Annotated in this window: 16 protein-coding genes; 2 read left to right on the forward strand and 14 right to left on the reverse strand. The window is 46.1% G+C overall.

All coding sequences use genetic code 11. The features are described 5' to 3' along the window. Positions 1–234: 234 nt before the first annotated feature. Positions 235–1,014, forward strand: a complete 780-nt coding sequence (locus NST69_RS15595) for an ATP-binding protein (protein WP_342550001.1) — start codon at positions 235–237, stop codon at positions 1,012–1,014. A 707-nt stretch (positions 1,015–1,721) separates the two neighbouring features. Here the strand turns inward: NST69_RS15595 and NST69_RS15600 are convergent. From NST69_RS15600 to NST69_RS15655, 12 genes are all read right to left on the reverse strand, one after another. Next, positions 1,722–3,503 (reverse strand): ABC transporter ATP-binding protein, encoded by a 1,782-nt coding sequence (locus NST69_RS15600; protein ID WP_340952623.1) that lies wholly within the window; start codon positions 3,501–3,503, stop codon positions 1,722–1,724. Then, complete coding sequence (locus tag NST69_RS15605) at positions 3,484–5,256, reverse strand: ABC transporter ATP-binding protein (RefSeq protein ID WP_340952620.1); 1,773 nt, start codon at positions 5,254–5,256, stop codon at positions 3,484–3,486. The genes NST69_RS15600 and NST69_RS15605 overlap by 20 nt, the downstream gene beginning before the upstream one ends. Next, entirely contained in the window at positions 5,253–5,705 is a 453-nt protein-coding gene (locus NST69_RS15610; protein ID WP_340952619.1) for a hypothetical protein, read from the reverse strand. Before NST69_RS15610 ends, NST69_RS15605 begins: the two co-directional genes overlap by 4 nt. A 20-nt stretch (positions 5,706–5,725) precedes the next feature. Then, positions 5,726–7,264, reverse strand: coding sequence for a radical SAM protein (locus tag NST69_RS15615; protein WP_340952615.1), 1,539 nt, complete (start codon positions 7,262–7,264; stop codon positions 5,726–5,728). Next, on the reverse strand, positions 7,245–8,318 hold the full coding sequence (locus tag NST69_RS15620; RefSeq protein WP_340958045.1) for a radical SAM protein: 1,074 nt from the start codon (positions 8,316–8,318) through the stop codon (positions 7,245–7,247). Before NST69_RS15620 ends, NST69_RS15615 begins: the two co-directional genes overlap by 20 nt. Next, positions 8,245–8,514, reverse strand: a complete 270-nt coding sequence (locus tag NST69_RS15625) for an acyl carrier protein (RefSeq protein ID WP_340952612.1) — start codon at positions 8,512–8,514, stop codon at positions 8,245–8,247. The genes NST69_RS15620 and NST69_RS15625 overlap by 74 nt, the downstream gene beginning before the upstream one ends. Before the next feature lie 12 nt (positions 8,515–8,526). After that, positions 8,527–9,990 carry a class I adenylate-forming enzyme family protein gene (locus tag NST69_RS15630; protein ID WP_342550002.1) on the reverse strand — a complete coding sequence of 488 codons (1,464 nt, stop codon included), beginning with the start codon at positions 9,988–9,990 and terminating at the stop codon, positions 8,527–8,529. Continuing rightward, positions 9,987–11,363, reverse strand: a complete 1,377-nt coding sequence (locus tag NST69_RS15635; RefSeq protein WP_342550003.1) for a radical SAM protein — start codon at positions 11,361–11,363, stop codon at positions 9,987–9,989. Before NST69_RS15635 ends, NST69_RS15630 begins: the two co-directional genes overlap by 4 nt. Next, entirely contained in the window at positions 11,345–12,226 is an 882-nt protein-coding gene (locus tag NST69_RS15640) for a hypothetical protein (protein ID WP_340952605.1), read from the reverse strand. The genes NST69_RS15635 and NST69_RS15640 overlap by 19 nt, the downstream gene beginning before the upstream one ends. A 93-nt stretch (positions 12,227–12,319) precedes the next feature. After that, on the reverse strand, positions 12,320–12,586 hold the full coding sequence (locus tag NST69_RS15645; protein WP_342550004.1) for a hypothetical protein: 267 nt from the start codon (positions 12,584–12,586) through the stop codon (positions 12,320–12,322). A 587-nt stretch (positions 12,587–13,173) separates the two neighbouring features. Beyond that, the gene (locus NST69_RS15650) at positions 13,174–14,361 is read right to left on the reverse strand and encodes a hypothetical protein (protein WP_342550006.1); all 1,188 of its coding nucleotides are present in this window, start codon (positions 14,359–14,361) and stop codon (positions 13,174–13,176) included. Between the two features lie 77 nt (positions 14,362–14,438). Then, on the reverse strand, positions 14,439–15,329 hold the full coding sequence (locus tag NST69_RS15655) for a LysR family transcriptional regulator (protein ID WP_342550184.1): 891 nt from the start codon (positions 15,327–15,329) through the stop codon (positions 14,439–14,441). Between the two features lie 127 nt (positions 15,330–15,456). On the opposite strand from NST69_RS15655, the gene NST69_RS15660 reads away from it, so the two are divergent. Next, entirely contained in the window at positions 15,457–16,500 is a 1,044-nt protein-coding gene (locus NST69_RS15660; RefSeq protein WP_342550007.1) for a YeiH family protein, read from the forward strand. A 656-nt stretch (positions 16,501–17,156) separates the two neighbouring features. Here NST69_RS15660 and NST69_RS15665 read toward each other — a convergent pair. Both NST69_RS15665 and NST69_RS15670 read right to left on the reverse strand, forming a co-directional pair. Next, positions 17,157–18,539: an MFS transporter gene (locus NST69_RS15665; RefSeq protein ID WP_342550009.1), complete on the reverse strand. Its 1,383-nt coding sequence runs from the start codon at positions 18,537–18,539 to the stop codon at positions 17,157–17,159. 122 nt (positions 18,540–18,661) lie between these two features. Further along, a complete protein-coding gene (locus NST69_RS15670; RefSeq protein ID WP_036726721.1) occupies positions 18,662–19,087 on the reverse strand; it encodes a MarR family transcriptional regulator in 426 nt (141 codons plus the stop codon). Positions 19,088–19,105: the final 18 nt, after the last annotated feature.

Genomic DNA, 19,105 nt, shown 5'->3' on the forward strand with positions numbered 1-19,105 from the left:
TCCATACTCGCCAGGAGAGACAACTAAATGAAATAATGAAATTGAAATAATGAAATCGAAGGTGCTGATAATATCAGCACCTTTCTTTATGCCACAGGATAATGGCTTATATGCTAGCAATGCTATTATTTTTATTGCTCAATTAGGACTGAATTATAATCACTTTGACCTAACTCAAAAGTGTGGAGTAAAATGGAATAGTAGTACAGAATTAGGGATGAGGGGAATCAGATATTGCTCCAATCTACTTTGAGAATGGAATCCATTTACGACATACATGAGTGGTTGAATCGGTGTGCCGAAATTAAGAAAGAGCTTGATACTGCAGTTAATCTCTATGTTGAGCTGGGTAAGCTGAAATGGGTATCACCCGCTGGGATTACGGTGCTCTTATCGACCTTGAACTACATGGATAATTATTATTACTTAAAGACAGGGGCGCCGTCGTATGAAATGACGGATCGTTTTGATATCCTGGGGTATCTGGAACGAATGAATTTCCTGAAGTTATGCCCAACAGACGTAAAGGACTCCTTTGAAGAAACCAATAATATGGAGGCTTACTATCACCGAAATCGGCATAAGAAGGACGACGAACTGGATGAACTTCGCCTTTCGAAATCTGATGATGATATCGTTGATCTTGATAGATCTGTCAAAAAGATCATGAGGGCAAAGGGACTCCATCGAAACAGAGTAACTGATATAGCCGGTATTGTTACGGAGTTGGGTCAGAATGCTGTAGAACATGCCGCAACAGATAGCTACTCCTGCGTTCAGTACTACAAGAAGTCACGGACACGCCCTGAGCGTGTAGAGATTGCTATATGCGATACTGGCCCAGGGATCGTTAAATCGTTGAAGAATCATATTAATTATAAGAACAATCACGATATCGTAAAACAGGCTATATTCACCCGGGCAACCAGTAAACCAGAGCAGGATCGGGGTAAGGGGCTGATGGATGTAAAGCAAACCACATTTATTAATAAGTTAAATGCAGAAGGTATTTAATCTTCATATATACATATGTACAAAATACGGGTTTTGTGAAGAAGTAGCGAGTAAATAAATAAGACCAGCCTAATTTAAGCTTCTTCGAGCCGTTTTTACAGTTTTTACATCTGATCTGGCTTATTGTACTTGTATACTTATAATACTGATTCATTCCTCTTTATCTTTACATAGATCATTTTGTAAATTATTTTTCTTTTATTGACACAACACTTTTCATTTAGTTAATACGGCCGGTCAAATATAGTTATTTTTTACGATGCTTTTAATAACTGTGATCCCTGAGTCCCATCATCTTACATTCCATATAGTTCTAATTAGTCCTGTTAATCAATTGGGTTAATTTTACTATTTAGTGCAAGGCCCTTAGTATCTAGCTGCAGAGTCTATTGAGTCCCCAGAATAGATTGCTACATTTCTTCTAGCTAGAATACCTTGTGTTCTTAAGCGCAGGATAGAACTATTAAATACTAATCCTTCTTCTTTTTCAAAATCAATATATCGTCTTGGAAAAACGGTGAAGCACCGCGGGTTTATCGATTGTTGTTGATTGATACAAAGTTCCCTACTAAACGCTCTATTCGTTAAAAATTCTAGAATTGTTTAGAACTGATTTAGGTAAGTAGGCAACTTTGTATCGAAGCTTCTTCGGCGTTCTCTTGTTTGATCTGTTACCAGAGAAAACAAGTCATCAGGCTATTCATTATTCAAGCTTGCGGCAGACTGCCATTAAGATTGTGGTCAAACAATTTCCGGTAGAGCGCATTCTCCAGCCACAATTCATGATGACTGCCTTCTGCTACAATAGTCCCTTCATCCACCAGCATAATCCGGTCTGCCCGCAGCACTGAAGAGAGACGGTGGGCAACCGTTATTATCGTTCTGTCATCCGGCAATTGCTCGAAGGCCTGGTGAATGGCTGTCTCCAATTCATGGTCCAGCATGGACGTAGCTTCGTCCAGAATAATAATGCTGGCATTCGAGAGCAGTACCCGGGCCAGAGCCAACCGCTGTTTTTGCCCGCCGGACAACTGGACCCCCTTCTCCCCGATTACCGTATCATACTGTTGCGGCAGCTTGACAATGAATTCATCCATATGCGCTAATCTGCAAGCTGCCTCAATATCCGCTGCCGCAGCTTTGGGCCTGGCAAGCTTGACGTTGTCCATGATCGACATGTTGAAAATCGCCGGGTCCTGCATCACAGCGCCAATCGTCCGCCTTAATATAGATTCATCAATGCGATGAAGTTCTTGACCTGCGAGCCTTATCTTTCCGGTATGTGGCGGATAGGCCCCTAACAGCAGCTTCACCAGCGTGCTTTTGCCGGAACCGCTTCTGCCTACAATCGCAATTCTCTCTCCTGCCTGAATTTCAAAAGATATCTGCTGCAGAACCGGCTTGCCTCCGAGACCATATTCAAAGGAAATGTCATCAACGCTCAGCGCACAATCACCAGACAGAATGGCAGTAAGCGGTACGTTGACATCCGCTGGTTGGTCATTTGCATCACCGATCATCTCTTTGATTTTCTCAAGTCCGGGGAGATCGCCTGTAAACTGCATGTCGAGCTCATTAATTGCTCCCAACTGCGTGAACATCATTTCATAATATTTCATAAATACCAGCAGACTTCCGATCGTCATCTCCCCGTGCAGAATAAATAATCCGCCTATGAAGTAGAGATTCATCCGGGTAATGAAAAGATCCTTGAATTCCTGAAGTATTCTGCCTGTGAACCAGTACATTTCCTTTTGAAAAAAAACCTTGCTGATGTCGTGCCAATATTCCGTAAACTTCAGTGATACCCGTTTTTCCATCCTGCTCGTTTTAATTTCCCGCCAGCCCTGAATCGAATGCTGCAGCCAGCCCTCATATTGTCCATAGATCCGGCGGTAATCCGTTGAGACACGTTGGGCACCAGTGCTCAATCTTCTGGTGATCCAGAAAGAGACCGGTACCATTAATAAGCCAAATAAGGCCAGCTTCCAGCTGAAGATCATCATCATTACGGCTCCGATAATTAGAAAAGCATAGCTGTAGCCATAGTCCAGAAGCTGCACCTTGAACAATCGGTCAACTGAATCCGCATCCTGGTCTACTCTTGCCTTAAGATCCCCAATGTTCATCTGATCATAGGTTCTGAGAGGCATTCTTAAATATTTGTCCCACACCGCCTTGCGGACCGCAAAGCCCAGCAGGTTGGAGAACTTGTTGCCGATGGATATCTGACCTCCCGAAATGACAGTCTCAGCAATGTAGATCACAACGTAGCCTGTGCACACCATCCAGAGTACATTCAATTCTCGATTCACAATCACCTGGTCAATTAAGAGCTTGAATAACAACGGGGAGGCGAGTCCCAGTCCCAGCAACAGCACTTTGAACAAGATGAGGAGGACTAGACTATCCCTTTGGCGGTACCATTGCGCCCGGAATATCTTCGCCCAGTACAGCTTCATTCTTAGGTTATGTAGTGATTGCTTCATTCCGCACCCCCAAACCGCTTTCTGAATATTGCTCATCAAAAAGCTGACGGTAGGCATCACTCTCGGCCAATAGCTTCTCATGATGATCGTAAGCTGCAATACGACCCTGATTGATGACCGCAACCTTATCTGCATGGACAATCGTAGACAGCCGGTGGGCAATAATAATTGTTGTCACTTGCTCTCCAAGAGCCTGCCAACTGAACCGGATGGCCTTCTCCGCCTCACCATCCAATGCCGATGTCGCTTCATCAAAGACCAAAATCCGGGGTTTCCTTAAAAACACACGCGCCAGAGCAATCCGTTGCCTTTGCCCCCCTGACATAGAACTCCCATGCTCTCCGCCAATGCGGGTACTCAGTCCATCCGGAAGTCCGCGGACATATTCTGCGATAAACGCCTTCTCGCAAGCAAGCCATAGTGCCTCATCCGGTTGATATGGACTGCCCCAGAGCAGATTCTCCCGAAGGCTCCCTTCAAACAGAAAAGTTTCCTGGGAGACCACACCTATCGATTTGCGCAAGGAATGAAGATTGCAATCGGCAATAGAGACACCATCAATGAGAATGTCACCTTCATCCGCCTTGTATAGGCCTAGTAGCAGCGAGATCAGCGTGCTCTTCCCGCCTCCGCTTCTGCCTACAACAGCGACCGTAGTCCCCCCTTCTATGAAGAAGCTGATACCCAGCAGAACCGGAATTTCCGGCGAATAGCGGAAAGAAACGCTCCTGAATTCAATTTCCCCTTCAGTTACAGCAAGGCTGGGAGCGCCAACGTTCATCTCCTCCCCTTTTTCCTGAAGCAGCGAGAAGACCCGGCTGATTGCAACTTTGTTCCTCTGAATGCTTCTGCTGGCGCCGCTAATTTTTTGCAGAAGTTCGCCTCCCTTGGAAAAATACTCAATAGTGGCAATAAAAACACCTAAAGTTATGTGCTGATGGACAATGAGGTAACTTGCCGTGGCATATAGGGCCAAGTCAGATCCAAGACTGATGACCTTCACCGTTCTCTCAGAGATCCACTCCATCTTGCTGGAACGGCTCCTGGTCCGCATATATTGAATCATCATCTGCACAAAAACTCTTGTACTATACTTGCTAGCTCCAAGAAGGCGGATGTCACGCATTCCGGCAATTCTCTCCAGGCACCAGCTCATCCAATCACCATACTGCTCTCGCTGTTCTTCCATACGCGATTTCAGAGCTTGGCCGAAAGCCATGGCAGTGAATACTGCTGCAGGGATAGCCAGCAGCATCAGCAGACCCAGATATATATTGGCATACAGCACAAATGCCACAGCTGTAGCCAGACGGATGATATTAGCGGTCAGAAAAAAAACATTCAAGTGAATGAAGGACATCACTTCATCGGTATCCCGGTTAATGACGGCCATCAGGTCACCGGATTTACTGGTGGTGAAAAATACGGACTGCAGTGAAAACAGTTTATCATACAGCTTCTTCCGGATATCAAATGAAAACCTGGTGGCCAGATACGCCCAAACGCTGTTGAAGCATATATGCAGGCACTGTTCGCCCACAAAAACCAACCCGTAAGCGGTCATAATATAGACTAAAAAACGGAAATTCCTATGGTAGAACACCTCATCTACCAGCAATCCAAAGATATAAGGATAGGCCATTCCAATGACTGACGTAAACACAACACATATAAAAAGGTTAAGGAAGCTCCATTTGTACTTGCGGATGATAGGCCATAAAGCCAGAAGCTGATCTCGCAAGGCTCCGTTCATTGACTCACCTCTTTGTTGATCATCTTGGCCCAAACCGTCTGCTTGCCTTGGGGGAGATCAATGTATACATACGGTTCGTAGAGCCGACTCCCGGATTGCGCCTTGGCTTGCAGCCACTGCTTGCGGCTGATTTCGACTTCAATAATGCTATCGCTCAGCTTATTGTCCGCACGGATAACTGTGCCCTCATACCTGTCTCCACCGGCACTTAGATACCAGGTTATGGGAGCATGGAGTCCTAACCCGGCAATTCCGAAATCCCCCTGCACACGGACAAGTGTAGAATCTGCCTGCTCAAGCGGTATACCTGTCACTGTAAGGTAGCTGCGAATTGTGGTGTTGTTCATCCAGGTGAATAACCCTAACGTCAAGATGATAATGATGAAGATGGCGGCAATCGGAGTTTTAATGAAAAAAAACGAAAACCTGTTCCATAATCGTCTGCGCATAAAGCTTCCTTTCTATGGGATCATCTGGAGAAGCTTCCAAGCAAGCCTTCATAGGCTGCTACCATTTGAGTTGAAATCCCCAATTTGTCAGCGTATTTCACACACAGATATGAAGGACCATAGAAATCATTCAAGGCAATCTCCGAACCGATTCTGCATTTTTTAACAGTTGGCCCGCAGTGATCGAAATGCTCGCAGCCGGAGCAGACCGACAATTCTTCCCTCGTAATCACCTTTCTGGCTCTGTTCATACCTTGGGAATTCCATATTTCCAACAGCGTATGGTCTTTGACATTCCCACAATAATCGTCGTCCTTGCCGGAGTTGGCATAAATCATGCACGGATACACAGCGCCGGTATAATCCACGAACATCTGGCTAGTTCCCCCATCGCAGTTCATCAAGGTCTCGGGCTGCTGCCTGTTGATGCTGAATTGATTGATCTTATTCTTGTCACCGCTGAGGATGCTCTTCAGGAAGAGCTCCGCTTCCTTCCGGGACCGGGCGGACTCCTTCTTGAACAGACCCGCTGGAAAATAAGGATCGCTATAACGGACATCCACGCTGTAACCGCTCTGAGACATATCCTGTATGCGCTTGAGGAAACGGATTCTGAAGTCATAATCAAGCTCAAGCTCCTGAATTCTGGAGTCCTGGTCGAAATTGAACACAGGATGCAGATATAAGCTCTTGATGCTGTAGCGTTCACAGATGGAGATAAGCGAATCCAGTTCTTCGTACAATTCCCGGGTAGCCATACTCTCCACGGAAGCAACCGGTATTCCTGCTTGCTGCAACCGCTCCAGGGAAGTCACGATTCGCTGAAAGCTTCCTTTAACGCCTCTGATTTCATCATGCGTGCCTGGTGTTCCGCCATCCAGCGAAACATGCAGCTGCAATCCTCCCGGCTTGAGGCTCTCAATCTTCTTGAATATCCCCAGCCACTTATCATTAATCAGCATACCATTCGTGTACAGTATTACTGTATAACTTCTATTCAGCGAATCTTCCAGCACCTTGGCGATAGACTGCCACAACAGAGGTTCCCCACCAGACAGCACCAGATTATCCAAACCATGCTCATCAATATCATTCAGAAAAATGCTCAGTTCCTCAAATCTGAGTACTTCCCGCTGCTGATGATGCTTGTCGGAAACAATGCAATGCTTGCAGAGCAAATTACATTTAGGTGTACAGTTAATCATAATCGTCCGTGGAACTAGCGGAATGCCCGTTAACCGCGGGTCCTCCGGCGCCCGCAGCAGCCTGGCATAATTCTTCGTTGGCGCATCAACCTGAATAAGCTCATGCTCATGCAGAATACGCATTATCTCCTTAAGCTCCTCTTCTGCATAATGACTCGAGAATACGGAATAAGGAGTGGGCTCTATTAACATTTCCAGCAGCTTGAATGTCTCAGCGTTCAGCACTGTAGTGCTTCTGCTGGCTTGGTCCCGCACATAATACGCCGGTAACAGCGGCAGGCCTGCCGGTGCGCCGGCGGCTCTTTCGGACTGGTCGATCAACAACAGAGAAGGCTTAGCCTGATATAGATTCATGAGATTTCTCCTTACTGTATGAGATCTGCCCAGTTGCCTCGCTCCCTGCTCCAATAGAAGTGTTCAACCCAGCCGCTTCTATTGTCTGCAGCGCATGCGCCAGTGTGACGACAAACCGGTTCTCACCATAAATATGGTATTTATCCGACTCCTTCTTGGGCGTGTAGTTGACCGTAATAACGTTGGCTCCAGCACGAAGCCCGGCAACCTGCCCGCCTGTGCTGATCTTCTCCAGTGCACTTACCGAAGGGATGAGCCAGTCGGGAGACAACAGCCGCATGATTGCCATCGCATTCAGTGTCATTTGAATGGAGCCGGGAGGATGAGACTGCAATGGTGTGTTCGGAGCTGGAAGAAAAGGCGATACGCTGCACATCTGTACCTTCAGCGACTGAGCCAGAAGAATGTCGTCGGCGATGGTGTCGAGAGTTTGGCCGGGCAGTCCGATTATCATTCCAGTGCCTACGCTATAGCCAATGTTCAGCAAATGGCGGATAGCCTCAATTCGCTGCTCGTAGGACTCATGCCGGAGCCGCTCATGATTGACGGAATCGCTGGTTTCGAATTTTAAAATATAACCGGTTGCTCCCTGCTCATACAGGTAGGCATATTCTTCAACCGTTTTGACTCCCAGATTGAGGATAATAGCCACATCTCCATCATATAGTGATCTGATCTTCCCTATGGCTTCACCCAGACTTCCGGTTGTCATCGGGGTCTCTCCGGCCTGCAGAAAAACAGTATGAATTCCGCAAGTTCTAATCTGCTGAACCGCCCCTAATATCTCCTGTTCATTCAATGAATAAAGCTCGTTCATTTTCAAATTATCACGCCGCATGGGGCAATAATCACAATTGCAGGTGCACAGGTTCGTCGTTTCAATGACACCCCGTACACAAACCCCTTGCGGAAAGTGCTCATCTCTAATCTCCCTGGCCCTTCTGAAAAGCTCCTGCTGCTCCTCTCCCGAGGCGCACAATTTATGAAGAATATCCTCTTTGTTCAAGTGATCCCCCCCTTTCCTCTTGTCGCTTCTCGATATATCGGACCACATCGGCGAGCCGTTCAAAGGCTACCAGATCCTGGTCGGGAATGCTGAAATCCAGCCACTTCTCCAGCTCGGAAACGAAGATAAAGACATCAAAACTCCCTAATCCCAGCTCCCGCAGCCTCATCTCATTATGAATATGCTGGATTTGAATCGAGAATCGGCTGTGCAGCAAACTATAGATATACTCCTTGACAGTCAATAGAGGCCCTCCTCAGTGAAGCTCTGCAACCAGTCTTTGTTTGTCAAGCTTCCCGTTGGTCAGCTTCGGTAATTCACTTCGCTCAATGATGCGAAATTGGGCTTGGGACAGCATATGGTTCATTAGCTCCAGAATATCAATGTACGCGGCATGCGCATCGGCCTCTCCCGAGTAGAACACGCCAAGTGTATGACTAATATCGGAGTACAGGACAGCTATCTCACGTATGCCTTGAATTTGCCTGATCTGCTGCTCCAGCCCATACAGGGACACTTTACGTCCCCCTGCTTTGATGAAAGCATCCCGCCTTCCGGCGAACGCCAACAGTCCCCCTGGACCTTGTTCCACCAGATCACCCGTGTGATAATAACCGTACCCGTCAACAGGAGGCGGCTCCGTGCTTTTCCAATATTCCTTCATGACGCATTCTCCACGAATCAGTAATTCCTGTGTGTCTTTTTCAATGCGGATCTCGTAGCCCTGCACAGGACTTCCCAGAATACTTCCCTTTTGCAAAAAGAGCTCTTCCGGCACAACCAGCACAATTCCGGTAGTTTCCGTGCAGCCCCAGGCGATGAGCAGCTTCTGTCTCACCTGTGTGTAAAATTTCTCTCTCAGCACATAGGAAACGCTCTCCCCGCTTCCGATCAAATATTGCACACTGAGCCAGTCCTTCTCTTCCGGACATATCAGCAATAGATTGGTCAAGGTATGCGGAGTGGCAAGCAGATGAGTGATCTGATACCGCCTCATGTAGCCGCCAAAGCTTCTTAAAGAGTGGTTGTTCAGCAGCAGACACGCCGCTCCGAAGACAATTGGCCGGGTGAACAATTCATGGGGATGCATATCGGGTGCAAACAAACAGCAATAGCAGTCCCCGGCTTTCAAAGGAAGCCGCCGGTCAACAAGCCAAGCATTCAATATTATTTCCCTGCTTCCGGCTCTGACCGACTTGATATCTCCCGTTGATCCGGATGTAAGATTATAGTAGATAGCCTGTTCTTCCATAGAAGAATAGTTATGGCGGATATGCCGATAACCCAGCTCATGCGGAACAAAGAAATACTCCGCTGCCGCTCTGGTATCGCCTTCGGCTTTGCCGGTTCTTTTTAGACAATACTCTGTCCTGCTGTGTCCTGTATTTCCTTCAAGGGACACCAGCGCATCCATAGGTATTAATGCTGAAATTTTGTTATAGTGGTTGGCTTCAAGCTGCTCGGGCAGAGGGACCACAGACAATCCTAAGCCCAGTGCCGCCAAATAGATGAGAACCAGCGACACACAGCGGGGGCTGGATATACCGACCGTATCGCCTGTACGTAGCCCAATCTCTTCATAGAAATATCCTTGCAAGCTCCGTACCCGGTTCAGCAGCTCCCTAAAAGTCAGCTCACCCTCTGCATCGGCTAAGGCAACCAGCTTACTTCTATGTAAGGCCCAATGCTCCAGATAGTCATTGAACGTATAATTAATCATAAAATCTCCTCTTTAACCGGGGCTGAAACTTCAGCATGCACAACTGACAGATGGGGATGATTGGTTTTCTTGTAATGCATTTTTTTATAGGAGGCGCGCCATTTGCTGATTTTAAGCAGTAGATTCATAGATACGAATCTTCCATCCAAATAGGTTAGGACATAGTCAAAGATTCGGTCGTCAAAGCTCAAGAAATGAGGAATGACCAGTTCCGTTCTGGACTGTCCCAGCAAGACCTCCAGCCCGCTTCCAGGTGAAATCCGTATGCCGAAGGAGAAAAACAGCTGCCCCGGCTCAAGATAGCGGTTGGCGAACTCGCAGGTCTCCCGGATCGTCAGCTGGGTCTCCTCCGGGCCGCCAAACAGCAGTAGGCCGACAACAGGCAATTCATATTTCTTGCACAGCTCCAGAAATTTCTGAACAGCCTCCAGCGTGAAGCCTTTCTTCAGACTAATCAGCATGCTAGGGGAGAAGGTATCAAAGGATACACTGAGCATCCTGCACCCAGAACGAGCAGCCAACCTGATAAATTCTTCATTCCCTGTAGGTCTTGCATAGGCAGACCATCTGAGGCCCGGAAGGTTCAATTCAATTAGCAGCTTGCAAATGTCTCTGGCGTGGCCCAGTGAAATATTAATCAGAGAATCTGTAAAGAACAGCTCTCTGACGCCGGTCTTGTACAAACTCAGAATTTCACTGCGGATATGCTCCAGTGATCTTGTATAATTAGTATTCTGATCAAGCAGACCATAAGAGCAATAGATACATTGCATAGGGCAACGCCCGCCGCAGCGAGTTGGGATGCCGATCTGTGTGGCCCCAATTCTCAAATAAGCCTGGACAAGCGCCTCGTCATAACCGATTTCGAAGGAAAAGCGGAAAGGACAGGGACTCAGCATCTGAACAGCCTGCCCTTCATCCTGCAGCTCATGAATATGTGCGCTAATGAAGCTGAACAACTGCTGTTCAGTATCATTCTCTATTACAGCATCAAAGGGAAACTTCTCGGTGAACCCCTCGGGATAGGCGGTTATGGCGCTGCCTCCCAGCAGAATCTTTACTGCTGGATTATGTTTCTTGGCCCGGGCAATTATGACTTTTGTAATTTCTAGATAGTACTCGAACAAATACTCGCCATCCAATTCCATAGAGTCCAGGTTGCGTATAGAGAAAGCAATACAGTCGAATTCCCAGCTGCAAAATTCCAGACTTTCAAACAGATCAGGACGCTCTACAAAATCGATAAAAGCTGCTTCAGTGTTCATCTCCAGGAGCAATGATCGGACATAGTTGCCACCGACCGGAAATACCGGACTGAAGCCCAGATTGGGTAGAGAATTCAGATTGACTACGGTCAGTTTGTATTTTCGCATGGAAGAGTTCCTTTGATTATTTTGGAGAGATAGCCTGTTTCATGACCACGTTCATTGGTATATGGTGAATATCCTGACAAACGCAGAAGTGTCATTTTACGCTGATATTCCAGATTCACTCTGTAAGTGTTGATATTATCCAAATTGACCAGACTCAGCAATTTAATTACTGCAGGAGTAATGTCCAGTTCGGGGACTACTGAGAGACTGAACATTAGGAATAAGGTGTCTCCGTAAATGAACCATCTGATGGCAGCAGCCACCTCCCTGCCATTCTCTCCAACTAACCAGCCGGAGCGGCTATCAAAGTCGCGGAAATCAGCATGGGCAACAATCGAATTGACAAAAGAGCTATTATATCGCCCCAGGTCTTCAATAAAAGGACAGTCCTGGGGTACCGCCATCCGCCAGTGCAGTGATTCTTCCTTCGATTCGGACCGCAGCAGATTCTGAAGTCCCTTATCTTGGAAGAAAATCCTGTATACCGGGGACGGAGAAGCTGTAAAATCCAATCTTTTCATCATTACTGATTTCCAGGAAGGCTGATCGTCAATCCATGTTATGAAGCCTTCCGTTATTTGGCCGGACAGATCTCCCACAGTATGCTGAACTAGCTTATAGCAGGTCCAGATATTACTGTCTGAAGGACGAACATACACTCCGTACAAAAACCCCCAACCTGACAGCAGTACTGTACGGTGGCAACCTGTAATTACACCATCGTCCTTAAGCACATCCCACCGTATAAGCCCGGAACGCTGTGCTTCAATTTCCGCATTCAATTCCTTCATAAACGGAACATTCAGCAGGGACATTTCTTCCAGATCAGATTGCGAAGCTATACTGAGCATTTCCTCATTCATTGGTTCCCGGTCTCCTTAACTGCCTCTACAAATTTATTAAAAGCTGAGTACGGCTTGGGGGCGCATACTCAGCTTGCTGGTTAAGTATTTAGATCATTTAGGCGTATCACATGAACTCAATGCCATATTCGATCTGTTAATGAACTCCACATTGTTGGACAATTTATCAACTACAGCTGAAAATAATTGCTGGTCTTGTCCTAACTGCTGGGTCAATTCGGCCAGACTGATTTCCAGGCCGGCTTCTCTCAACGCTGCATCAGGATTACTGGCAAATTGCTTGACAAAGTCAATATTATCCATACGTTCAAGCAAGTCGGCGAACAGGTATTCCGATTGTACTGAAGCAGTTGCTCTCATAACTATCACCTCCTTCCTTATATTAAATATAAAGAAATTGAGTGTCTGTCTATGCTAGTCCCTTTATTTTACATATACCTATTTAAAATGTCAATTGTTGCTAATTATTTTTATTTTTAGATAAATTTCAACAAAATAAAATATTAGCTTTCTTTACTCTATTAAAAAAGAAAATAAGATTGCGGCTGTCCAGATCGTCTTCGAAGTAAGCGTCAAATAGCCCACACCTTGTAATCAGATGCAGGCAGGAACTCCTATGAAATTAAGAAGTCTGGACGCGGCAGTGCGGAGGAAGATCGGCAGACCAAGGCAAGAAGGGAGTCACGGTCTGGGGATCGTTCACATTCTTCAGTTGCGGAAGCTGCTCGAATAAAAACGTCAATATGTTATGTCACAATATATACAGATCAACATTTAATTGAATAAATCAAGAGTTTATTTGAACTAAAAGAAATACGGGTTTTGTGAAGAAGTTATAAGATAACTTTATAATTGACTACAAAAATAACTACCGCTGCATCATCAGCGGTAGTTTCATTAATGGCTATTAATATTAACTTTTAACGATAAAAATGCTCTCCATTTAGCTACTTTGAATTTGTTACCTTGTCTAATTTAAACTGAAATAATTGGTAACCATTTTTTAATAAATAAAGATATCCATCTCCGGCATAATAATACGTCATTTGTTTCTCATCATACGGAATATGATACATAATGTTAAGTGTAATTGGATCAAGAATGTCCATCCAATTTTCAGAGTGAATTCTAATCTTATTATCTGTAGTTTTTAAGACCAAATTCATAGGATCACCTAATTGAATTGGCTTTTTTACAATGAGTCCTTTTGCTCCAAAAACACTTAACTCATTATTCTCATATACTGCATAATTCTCGCCTATGGATTGAACCGAAGCGTCTCCAGCTATATTTTTTCCCCACAACGTCTTGCCTTTTGAATCTATTGCGATTAACCGGTTTCCTGTTTTTGGTAAGTTCATTCGCAGAAGAATATCACTTTTATTTATACGCCAGGACATTTCGTCAACGTATAACACTGCTCCTGCAGGAGGCGTATAAGTAAACAATCGATTTAACGTTGGGCCAAACACTTCAAGTTTGGATTTTCCAAATGGCCCGGTTTGCGTGACAAGATATTGTCCGTCTATAACCGAGTACATTTGTGTTAGTGATTTCTCCCCCATCTTTTTTCCGTTTTGACTATATGCATAAGCCCATGGTGTGCGGTTACCTTTTGAATCTACTTTATCGGAGTTTATTAACAACACTGTACCATTGTTCATTGCGTATAGGTCCTGGGCATCCGGAACGTTTATCACCCAATTCTGCTTTCCGGAGGAGTTAACAGAATATAATCTTGATCCACCCCCGTCTTTCACCAATGCATAAATAGAACCGCTTTGACTGTATGCGAAGTCAGAAGTCGTCCATGGATAAGGCATCCCTTTTTTATAAAACTCAAATGACCATTTTTTCTTACCTGTAGTCTTATCTACCGCTGAAACTACACTAACTATCCAGCTTTTTGTCTCCGAATTAACCGAAGTGTTGGTGTGAAGATAAACTATATTGGTATTTGGCACATGGTAAGGTGCTTGTAGGAACATATCCAGTTCAGATTCATTTGAGATGTTCCATAATGGTTTGAAGTCACTACTTGGTGAGATGCTGTTAGCAGCCGATACTCCACTAAATAAATAGAATACTGCAAAAATAGTGATTAAAAAGGTGCTGGTTACTCTCCGTTTACGCAATTGCTTTTCCCCCAATTAATTTGATAAAGTTAACTTTCTCATTATTATCCATCTTTTCTCTTGTTTCAATCTTTTATTTAAAATGTACTATCCAGCTTAACCAATCTCTCCACGAACACCTCGTTCGCCCGGCTGGGAACATGACCGGGCAGCCGCACAATTGAGAAGTCTCTTACAAGGCTCAGGCCTTGCACAGGAATTTCTATGAGCTTACCGGTCTCGATCTCCCTGCGGACCACCCACTTAGAGAGAATGGAAATCCCAAGTCCGGCTGCGACAGCCTCCTTCACGCCCTGACTGCTGTTGATCTCATACGAGCGCTTCATTCTTAGAGCAGCCTGTGCCACAAAATGATTGCTGAACGAACGCGTCCCTGAACCGCTCTCACGCAGCACCCATATCTGATCCTGGAGTACGCCCACCTCCACCGCACCCGTTCGTGAGAGCGGGTGATTCTCAGCAGCGATGATAATCAGTTCGTCTTTCATAAAATGAACAACCTGCAGATCCGCCGCCTCGATGCTTCCTTCGATCAAACCCACTTCAATCTTATTCTCCCGCAAGGCAGAGACAATCTCTGTTGAATTCGCAATCGTCATCTCCATGTCTACATCGGGATATTGCTTGGCGAAGGATGAGAACAGCCGGGGCAACACATATTCGCCAATTGTAAAGCTAGCCCCAATATGTAAGCTTCCACTGACGGTATCATGCAGCCGGGCCAGATCGAGCTTAACAGACTCATAGAGATTCAGCATTTCCTTCGCCCGTCTATAGAACAGCTCGCCTGCTTCCGTTAGCTTCACCCATTTGGGCGAACGGTTCATGAGCTTCACACCGAGTTCCTTCTCCAGATTACGGATCTGCAGACTGACTCCAGGCTGTGACAGATGCAGAAGCTCTGCCGCTCTGGAAAAGTTCCGCTGCTCCACAACCGTTACATACACCACCAGGGATTCAAGCATGATCGATCGCACGCCCCTTTTAAAATAACAATTTATTATGATATAGATTTAAAATCCGTATTTCCCTAATCAATCATAACTTACTATAGTGGTTAAAGGAACTAAATCCAACCTATTGGACGTGACTTCGATGAATCCACAACTCGCGGTACACATGGAGGAAAAGAAAAAACTGGGGTTTGCGCTCGGTATCGCTTTGCCTCTAATGCTGGCCCTGTTCGCCAAATACGTATCTATCTTCCCTTTCCTGAGCATTATGGGGCAATTAGTAATAGCCATCCTGCTCGGAATGATCTGGAGAGCAACGCTAGGCGTTCCAAGTTATTTAACACCCGGCATCTCCTTTACCTCCAAAAAGCTCCTGCGGTATGGCATCATTTTGCTGGGCATGCGGCTTAGCCTGAAGGATATCCTTCAGGCTGGCCCCAAGGTGCTGCTGATCGCCATGGTTTGTATTGGGTTTACAATCTGTACGGTGCTTGTGCTTGCGAGACTGTTCAGGGTAGAAAACAGACTGGGACTGCTGACGGCCTGCGGCACGGCGATCTGCGGAGCGGCAGCGGTAGTAGCCATCGCCCCGCAGCTCAAAGCAAGTGACGAGGAGACGGCGGTCAGCGCGGCAACCGTTGCGATTTTAGGCACCCTTTTTACACTGGCGTATACCCTTCTTTACCCTTTCCTTAACTTGACTCCACTGGGCTACGGCATCTTCTCAGGGGCCACCCTCCATGAAATTGCTCATGTCATTGCAGCAACCGGGCCAGCCGGCAAGCAGGCAGTTGATCTGGCAGTCATCGTCAAATTAACGCGTGTCACCATGCTGGTGCCGATCGCTGTAATCATCGGAATCTGGGCCAACCGCAAGGAGCGGCAGGCGAACCCGGAGACCGGACCATCCAATTGGAGATCTGTACCGGTTCCTTGGTTTATCCTGGGGTTCCTGCTAATGAGCACCGTCAATACTTTGCAGATCATCCCTGAAGCAATCACGGATAAGCTTATACTTGCTGCGTACTTCCTCATTGCAATGGCTATGGCGGGCCTCGGCCTGAACGTAGATTTAGCTGCTTTTAGACGCATGGGCCTCAAGGCCTTCGGAGCCGGCTTGATCGGATCGGTCCTGCTATCCGGGTTAGGTTTCCTGCTTGTGAAGGTTTTGAACTTATGTTATTAAAAGAGATGCTTACGAGGAATTCCTGCTGGATGAGATCGTTATAAAGCATCCGGAGGATTATTTGGTGCGGGTGATGGTGCATATCGAGGAGCCAGGGCACACTATGAGCTACACACCCTAACAAAAACGGCGACTCCCCCCGGTGGATTCCAGGGCAACGTCGCCGTCTGATTATAGAGTAGAGATCAGGCTAATTCCCGGTCATCTACATGCCCATGGGATCAGTCGCATTGGACTTAGGCGGGATGCAGTATGTTGGGTTAGTTCTGACAGGTTCATAGTTGTGTCCTTTCGGAAAACACACCCAGCCACCTCATGAAGGGTGGCCGGGCGGTTCTAGATTCCCCCTGTAAATGATTAGTTAACAGTAGGGGATACTCTGATTCTGCTTGCATGAAATGTCCAGGTTGCCGGCATCTGCATACACCACCTTAGATGGATTCCATTGTATTATCTCAGTCTACAGGAAAGATGTCCAATCCATGCCGCAGCTGTTCGACACTGGTAATGAAGGAGTCCACGCCACCGGAAGGAGTAAACTACTCTCCATGGAATCCGAAGATGATCATTGAATCGGCTGCGATGATGCGCCGTATTTCTTTCAGGTATTTTTATAAGAAATACTTATATCGATCTGGAGTTTGTTAATCTTTCTGTTAGAAGAAGCCCTTCGCCTGCTTAATACGGAAGGAAAGCATAAAACTTAAAAGAACGAAAAACAATTGAAGAGACAGAGCCAATATAATCCCAGTCAACAACCCCAAATCCAGTGATTGACTGACGGCGATAAGGCCTCCGCCGATTCCAATGCTTAACCCCGGACTAAATGCGTCTGTAAACTGAAGGCTGGCGGCTATCTCTCCTTCCTCACCTGTTGTGGTATGCTGCAGTGCAATCGCTCCGGTCGTAGGATGTGCCAAACCGATGCCGAAGCCAGTGAAAAGCTGTGAAATCACTGCAAATGCGATCCCTCCTTCGGGAAGGCCAACAGCGAGAATGACCGCAGCCACTCCAATAATCATAAATCCAATACCAACGGTTACCCGCTTCTTCCGTCCCGTCCCATGATCCTTGGCATCTAACTTGGACTGGATCCAGGCTGCCGCTGACCAGCTTAATGCACCTGCGGCTACAATTAATCCCGCCATATCCGCAGGAAGCTTTTTCACATCTGTCAAAGCCAGGACAACATAGCTCTCGGTCGCATTATAACTGGCCACAAAGAATCCTCTGGAAGCAATCGTAGCCGGCAAACCTCTTCTGGCACTTAAGGTGCCCTCTGGCAGCAGCTTCCGCAAGGGCTGAATCATGATAAGCAAGCCTGCTGCCGACAGCACCATGCCTTTCCAATCGGTTATAAAGCCCAGCCCAGCCAGCAGCATTCCCGCTCCAATAGTCAGGAGTACAGCAAAACCTTCTTTTCGGTTACTGTGGGAAGGGTTGCTCTCTCTAACTGTAAATTTGCGGAACGCGGGAAGCGTCAACATGACAGCCAAACCTATGAAGGGAAGCACAAGCCAAAAAACAATTCTCCAGGAGATATGCTCCGCTATAAGCCCGGCAATATAAGGGCCGATTAATGCTGGCAGAATATATGCGCCGGAAAACAAAGCAAGTATTCTCGTTCTCAGCTTATCGGGATAACCTACAGTAATGCTGTAATACACACATGTAATGATAGCACCTCCACCAAAACCTTGAAACACCCTCCCTATGATTAGGGTAATCATATTCACGGAAGTCGCCGCAATCACGATGCCGATCACAAAAAATAGTATGGATAGGCCAAACGATGCAAATACGCCGTTTTTGTTAATCCGCGCTCCTATGATCATCGTCCCCAGGATTTGTGCCAACAGAAAAGAGCTAAATATCCAGCCGTATAAATGTAGCCCGTTCAATTTTTGTGCCAGGCTTGGAGCAATCGTAACCACTGCTAAACCTTCAAACGCAACGGTAGTTACAGCAAGAATAATTCCAATGGTTAATGCTCTATACTTGGCGTCGAAGACCCCTGCTTCTTTTGCTGATAGTTCCATCTGACAATTCTCCTTTTAAGAATAAGTTTTGGAATTATAATAGTCACAGCTATAGTTGCCGCAGCAAGTATATAACCGAGAAAACTCTCTTCCCTTTGATTATAGAGAGTCTCCTCTTAAGACTATAGATCTTTTACGTTGTTGTAGATTACAGTAAGAACCCTGCGAAACGTCTCAACTTCCTCTTTGGATAACCCCTGGATCGTTTTGTTATATGCCTCATTGGAAGGGGTAAGGATTTCTTCTTTGATATCCCGTCCTTTAGGCGTTAAATATACACGCAAAGACCTTCGATCCGTCTCATGAACCACACGATAAATGAATTCCTTCTTCTCCAGCTTGAACAGCATTCGTGCAACATTAGTCTGGTCCTTGTGCAGTCTCTCGGCAAGTTCTTTTTGCGTAATCCCTTCCTTTTCCCATAGTACGATGAGGATTTCCCACTGATCTACAGTGATGTCGAACGGATTGACTACCTTTTGATAGTAATTATTCAATTTAAGTGCCGCGCGCTGCACATTCACACCAATATATTGTTCTAACTCCAAGGTCGGCCTCCTTTATAA

Origin of the sequence: Paenibacillus sp. FSL P2-0089, from assembly GCF_038595095.1 — a bacterium.
Lineage (GTDB): Bacteria > Bacillota > Bacilli > Paenibacillales > Paenibacillaceae > Paenibacillus_AQ > Paenibacillus_AQ silagei.

Coding starts and splice junctions, on each gene's coding strand:
- NST69_RS15665 (WP_342550009.1), bottom strand. CDS start 18,539: ATGGAACTATCAGCAAAAGAAGCAGGGGTCTTCGACGCCAAGTATAGA.
- NST69_RS15640 (WP_340952605.1), bottom strand. CDS start 12,226: ATGAATGAGGAAATGCTCAGTATAGCTTCGCAATCTGATCTGGAAGAA.
- NST69_RS15645 (WP_342550004.1), bottom strand. CDS start 12,586: ATGAGAGCAACTGCTTCAGTACAATCGGAATACCTGTTCGCCGACTTG.
- NST69_RS15660 (WP_342550007.1), top strand. CDS start 15,457: ATGAATCCACAACTCGCGGTACACATGGAGGAAAAGAAAAAACTGGGG.
- NST69_RS15605 (WP_340952620.1), bottom strand. CDS start 5,256: ATGAACGGAGCCTTGCGAGATCAGCTTCTGGCTTTATGGCCTATCATC.
- NST69_RS15630 (WP_342550002.1), bottom strand. CDS start 9,990: ATGATTAATTATACGTTCAATGACTATCTGGAGCATTGGGCCTTACAT.
- NST69_RS15610 (WP_340952619.1), bottom strand. CDS start 5,705: ATGCGCAGACGATTATGGAACAGGTTTTCGTTTTTTTTCATTAAAACT.
- NST69_RS15600 (WP_340952623.1), bottom strand. CDS start 3,503: ATGAAGCAATCACTACATAACCTAAGAATGAAGCTGTACTGGGCGAAG.
- NST69_RS15620 (WP_340958045.1), bottom strand. CDS start 8,318: ATGTGGTCCGATATATCGAGAAGCGACAAGAGGAAAGGGGGGGATCAC.
- NST69_RS15615 (WP_340952615.1), bottom strand. CDS start 7,264: ATGAATCTATATCAGGCTAAGCCTTCTCTGTTGTTGATCGACCAGTCC.
- NST69_RS15635 (WP_342550003.1), bottom strand. CDS start 11,363: ATGCGAAAATACAAACTGACCGTAGTCAATCTGAATTCTCTACCCAAT.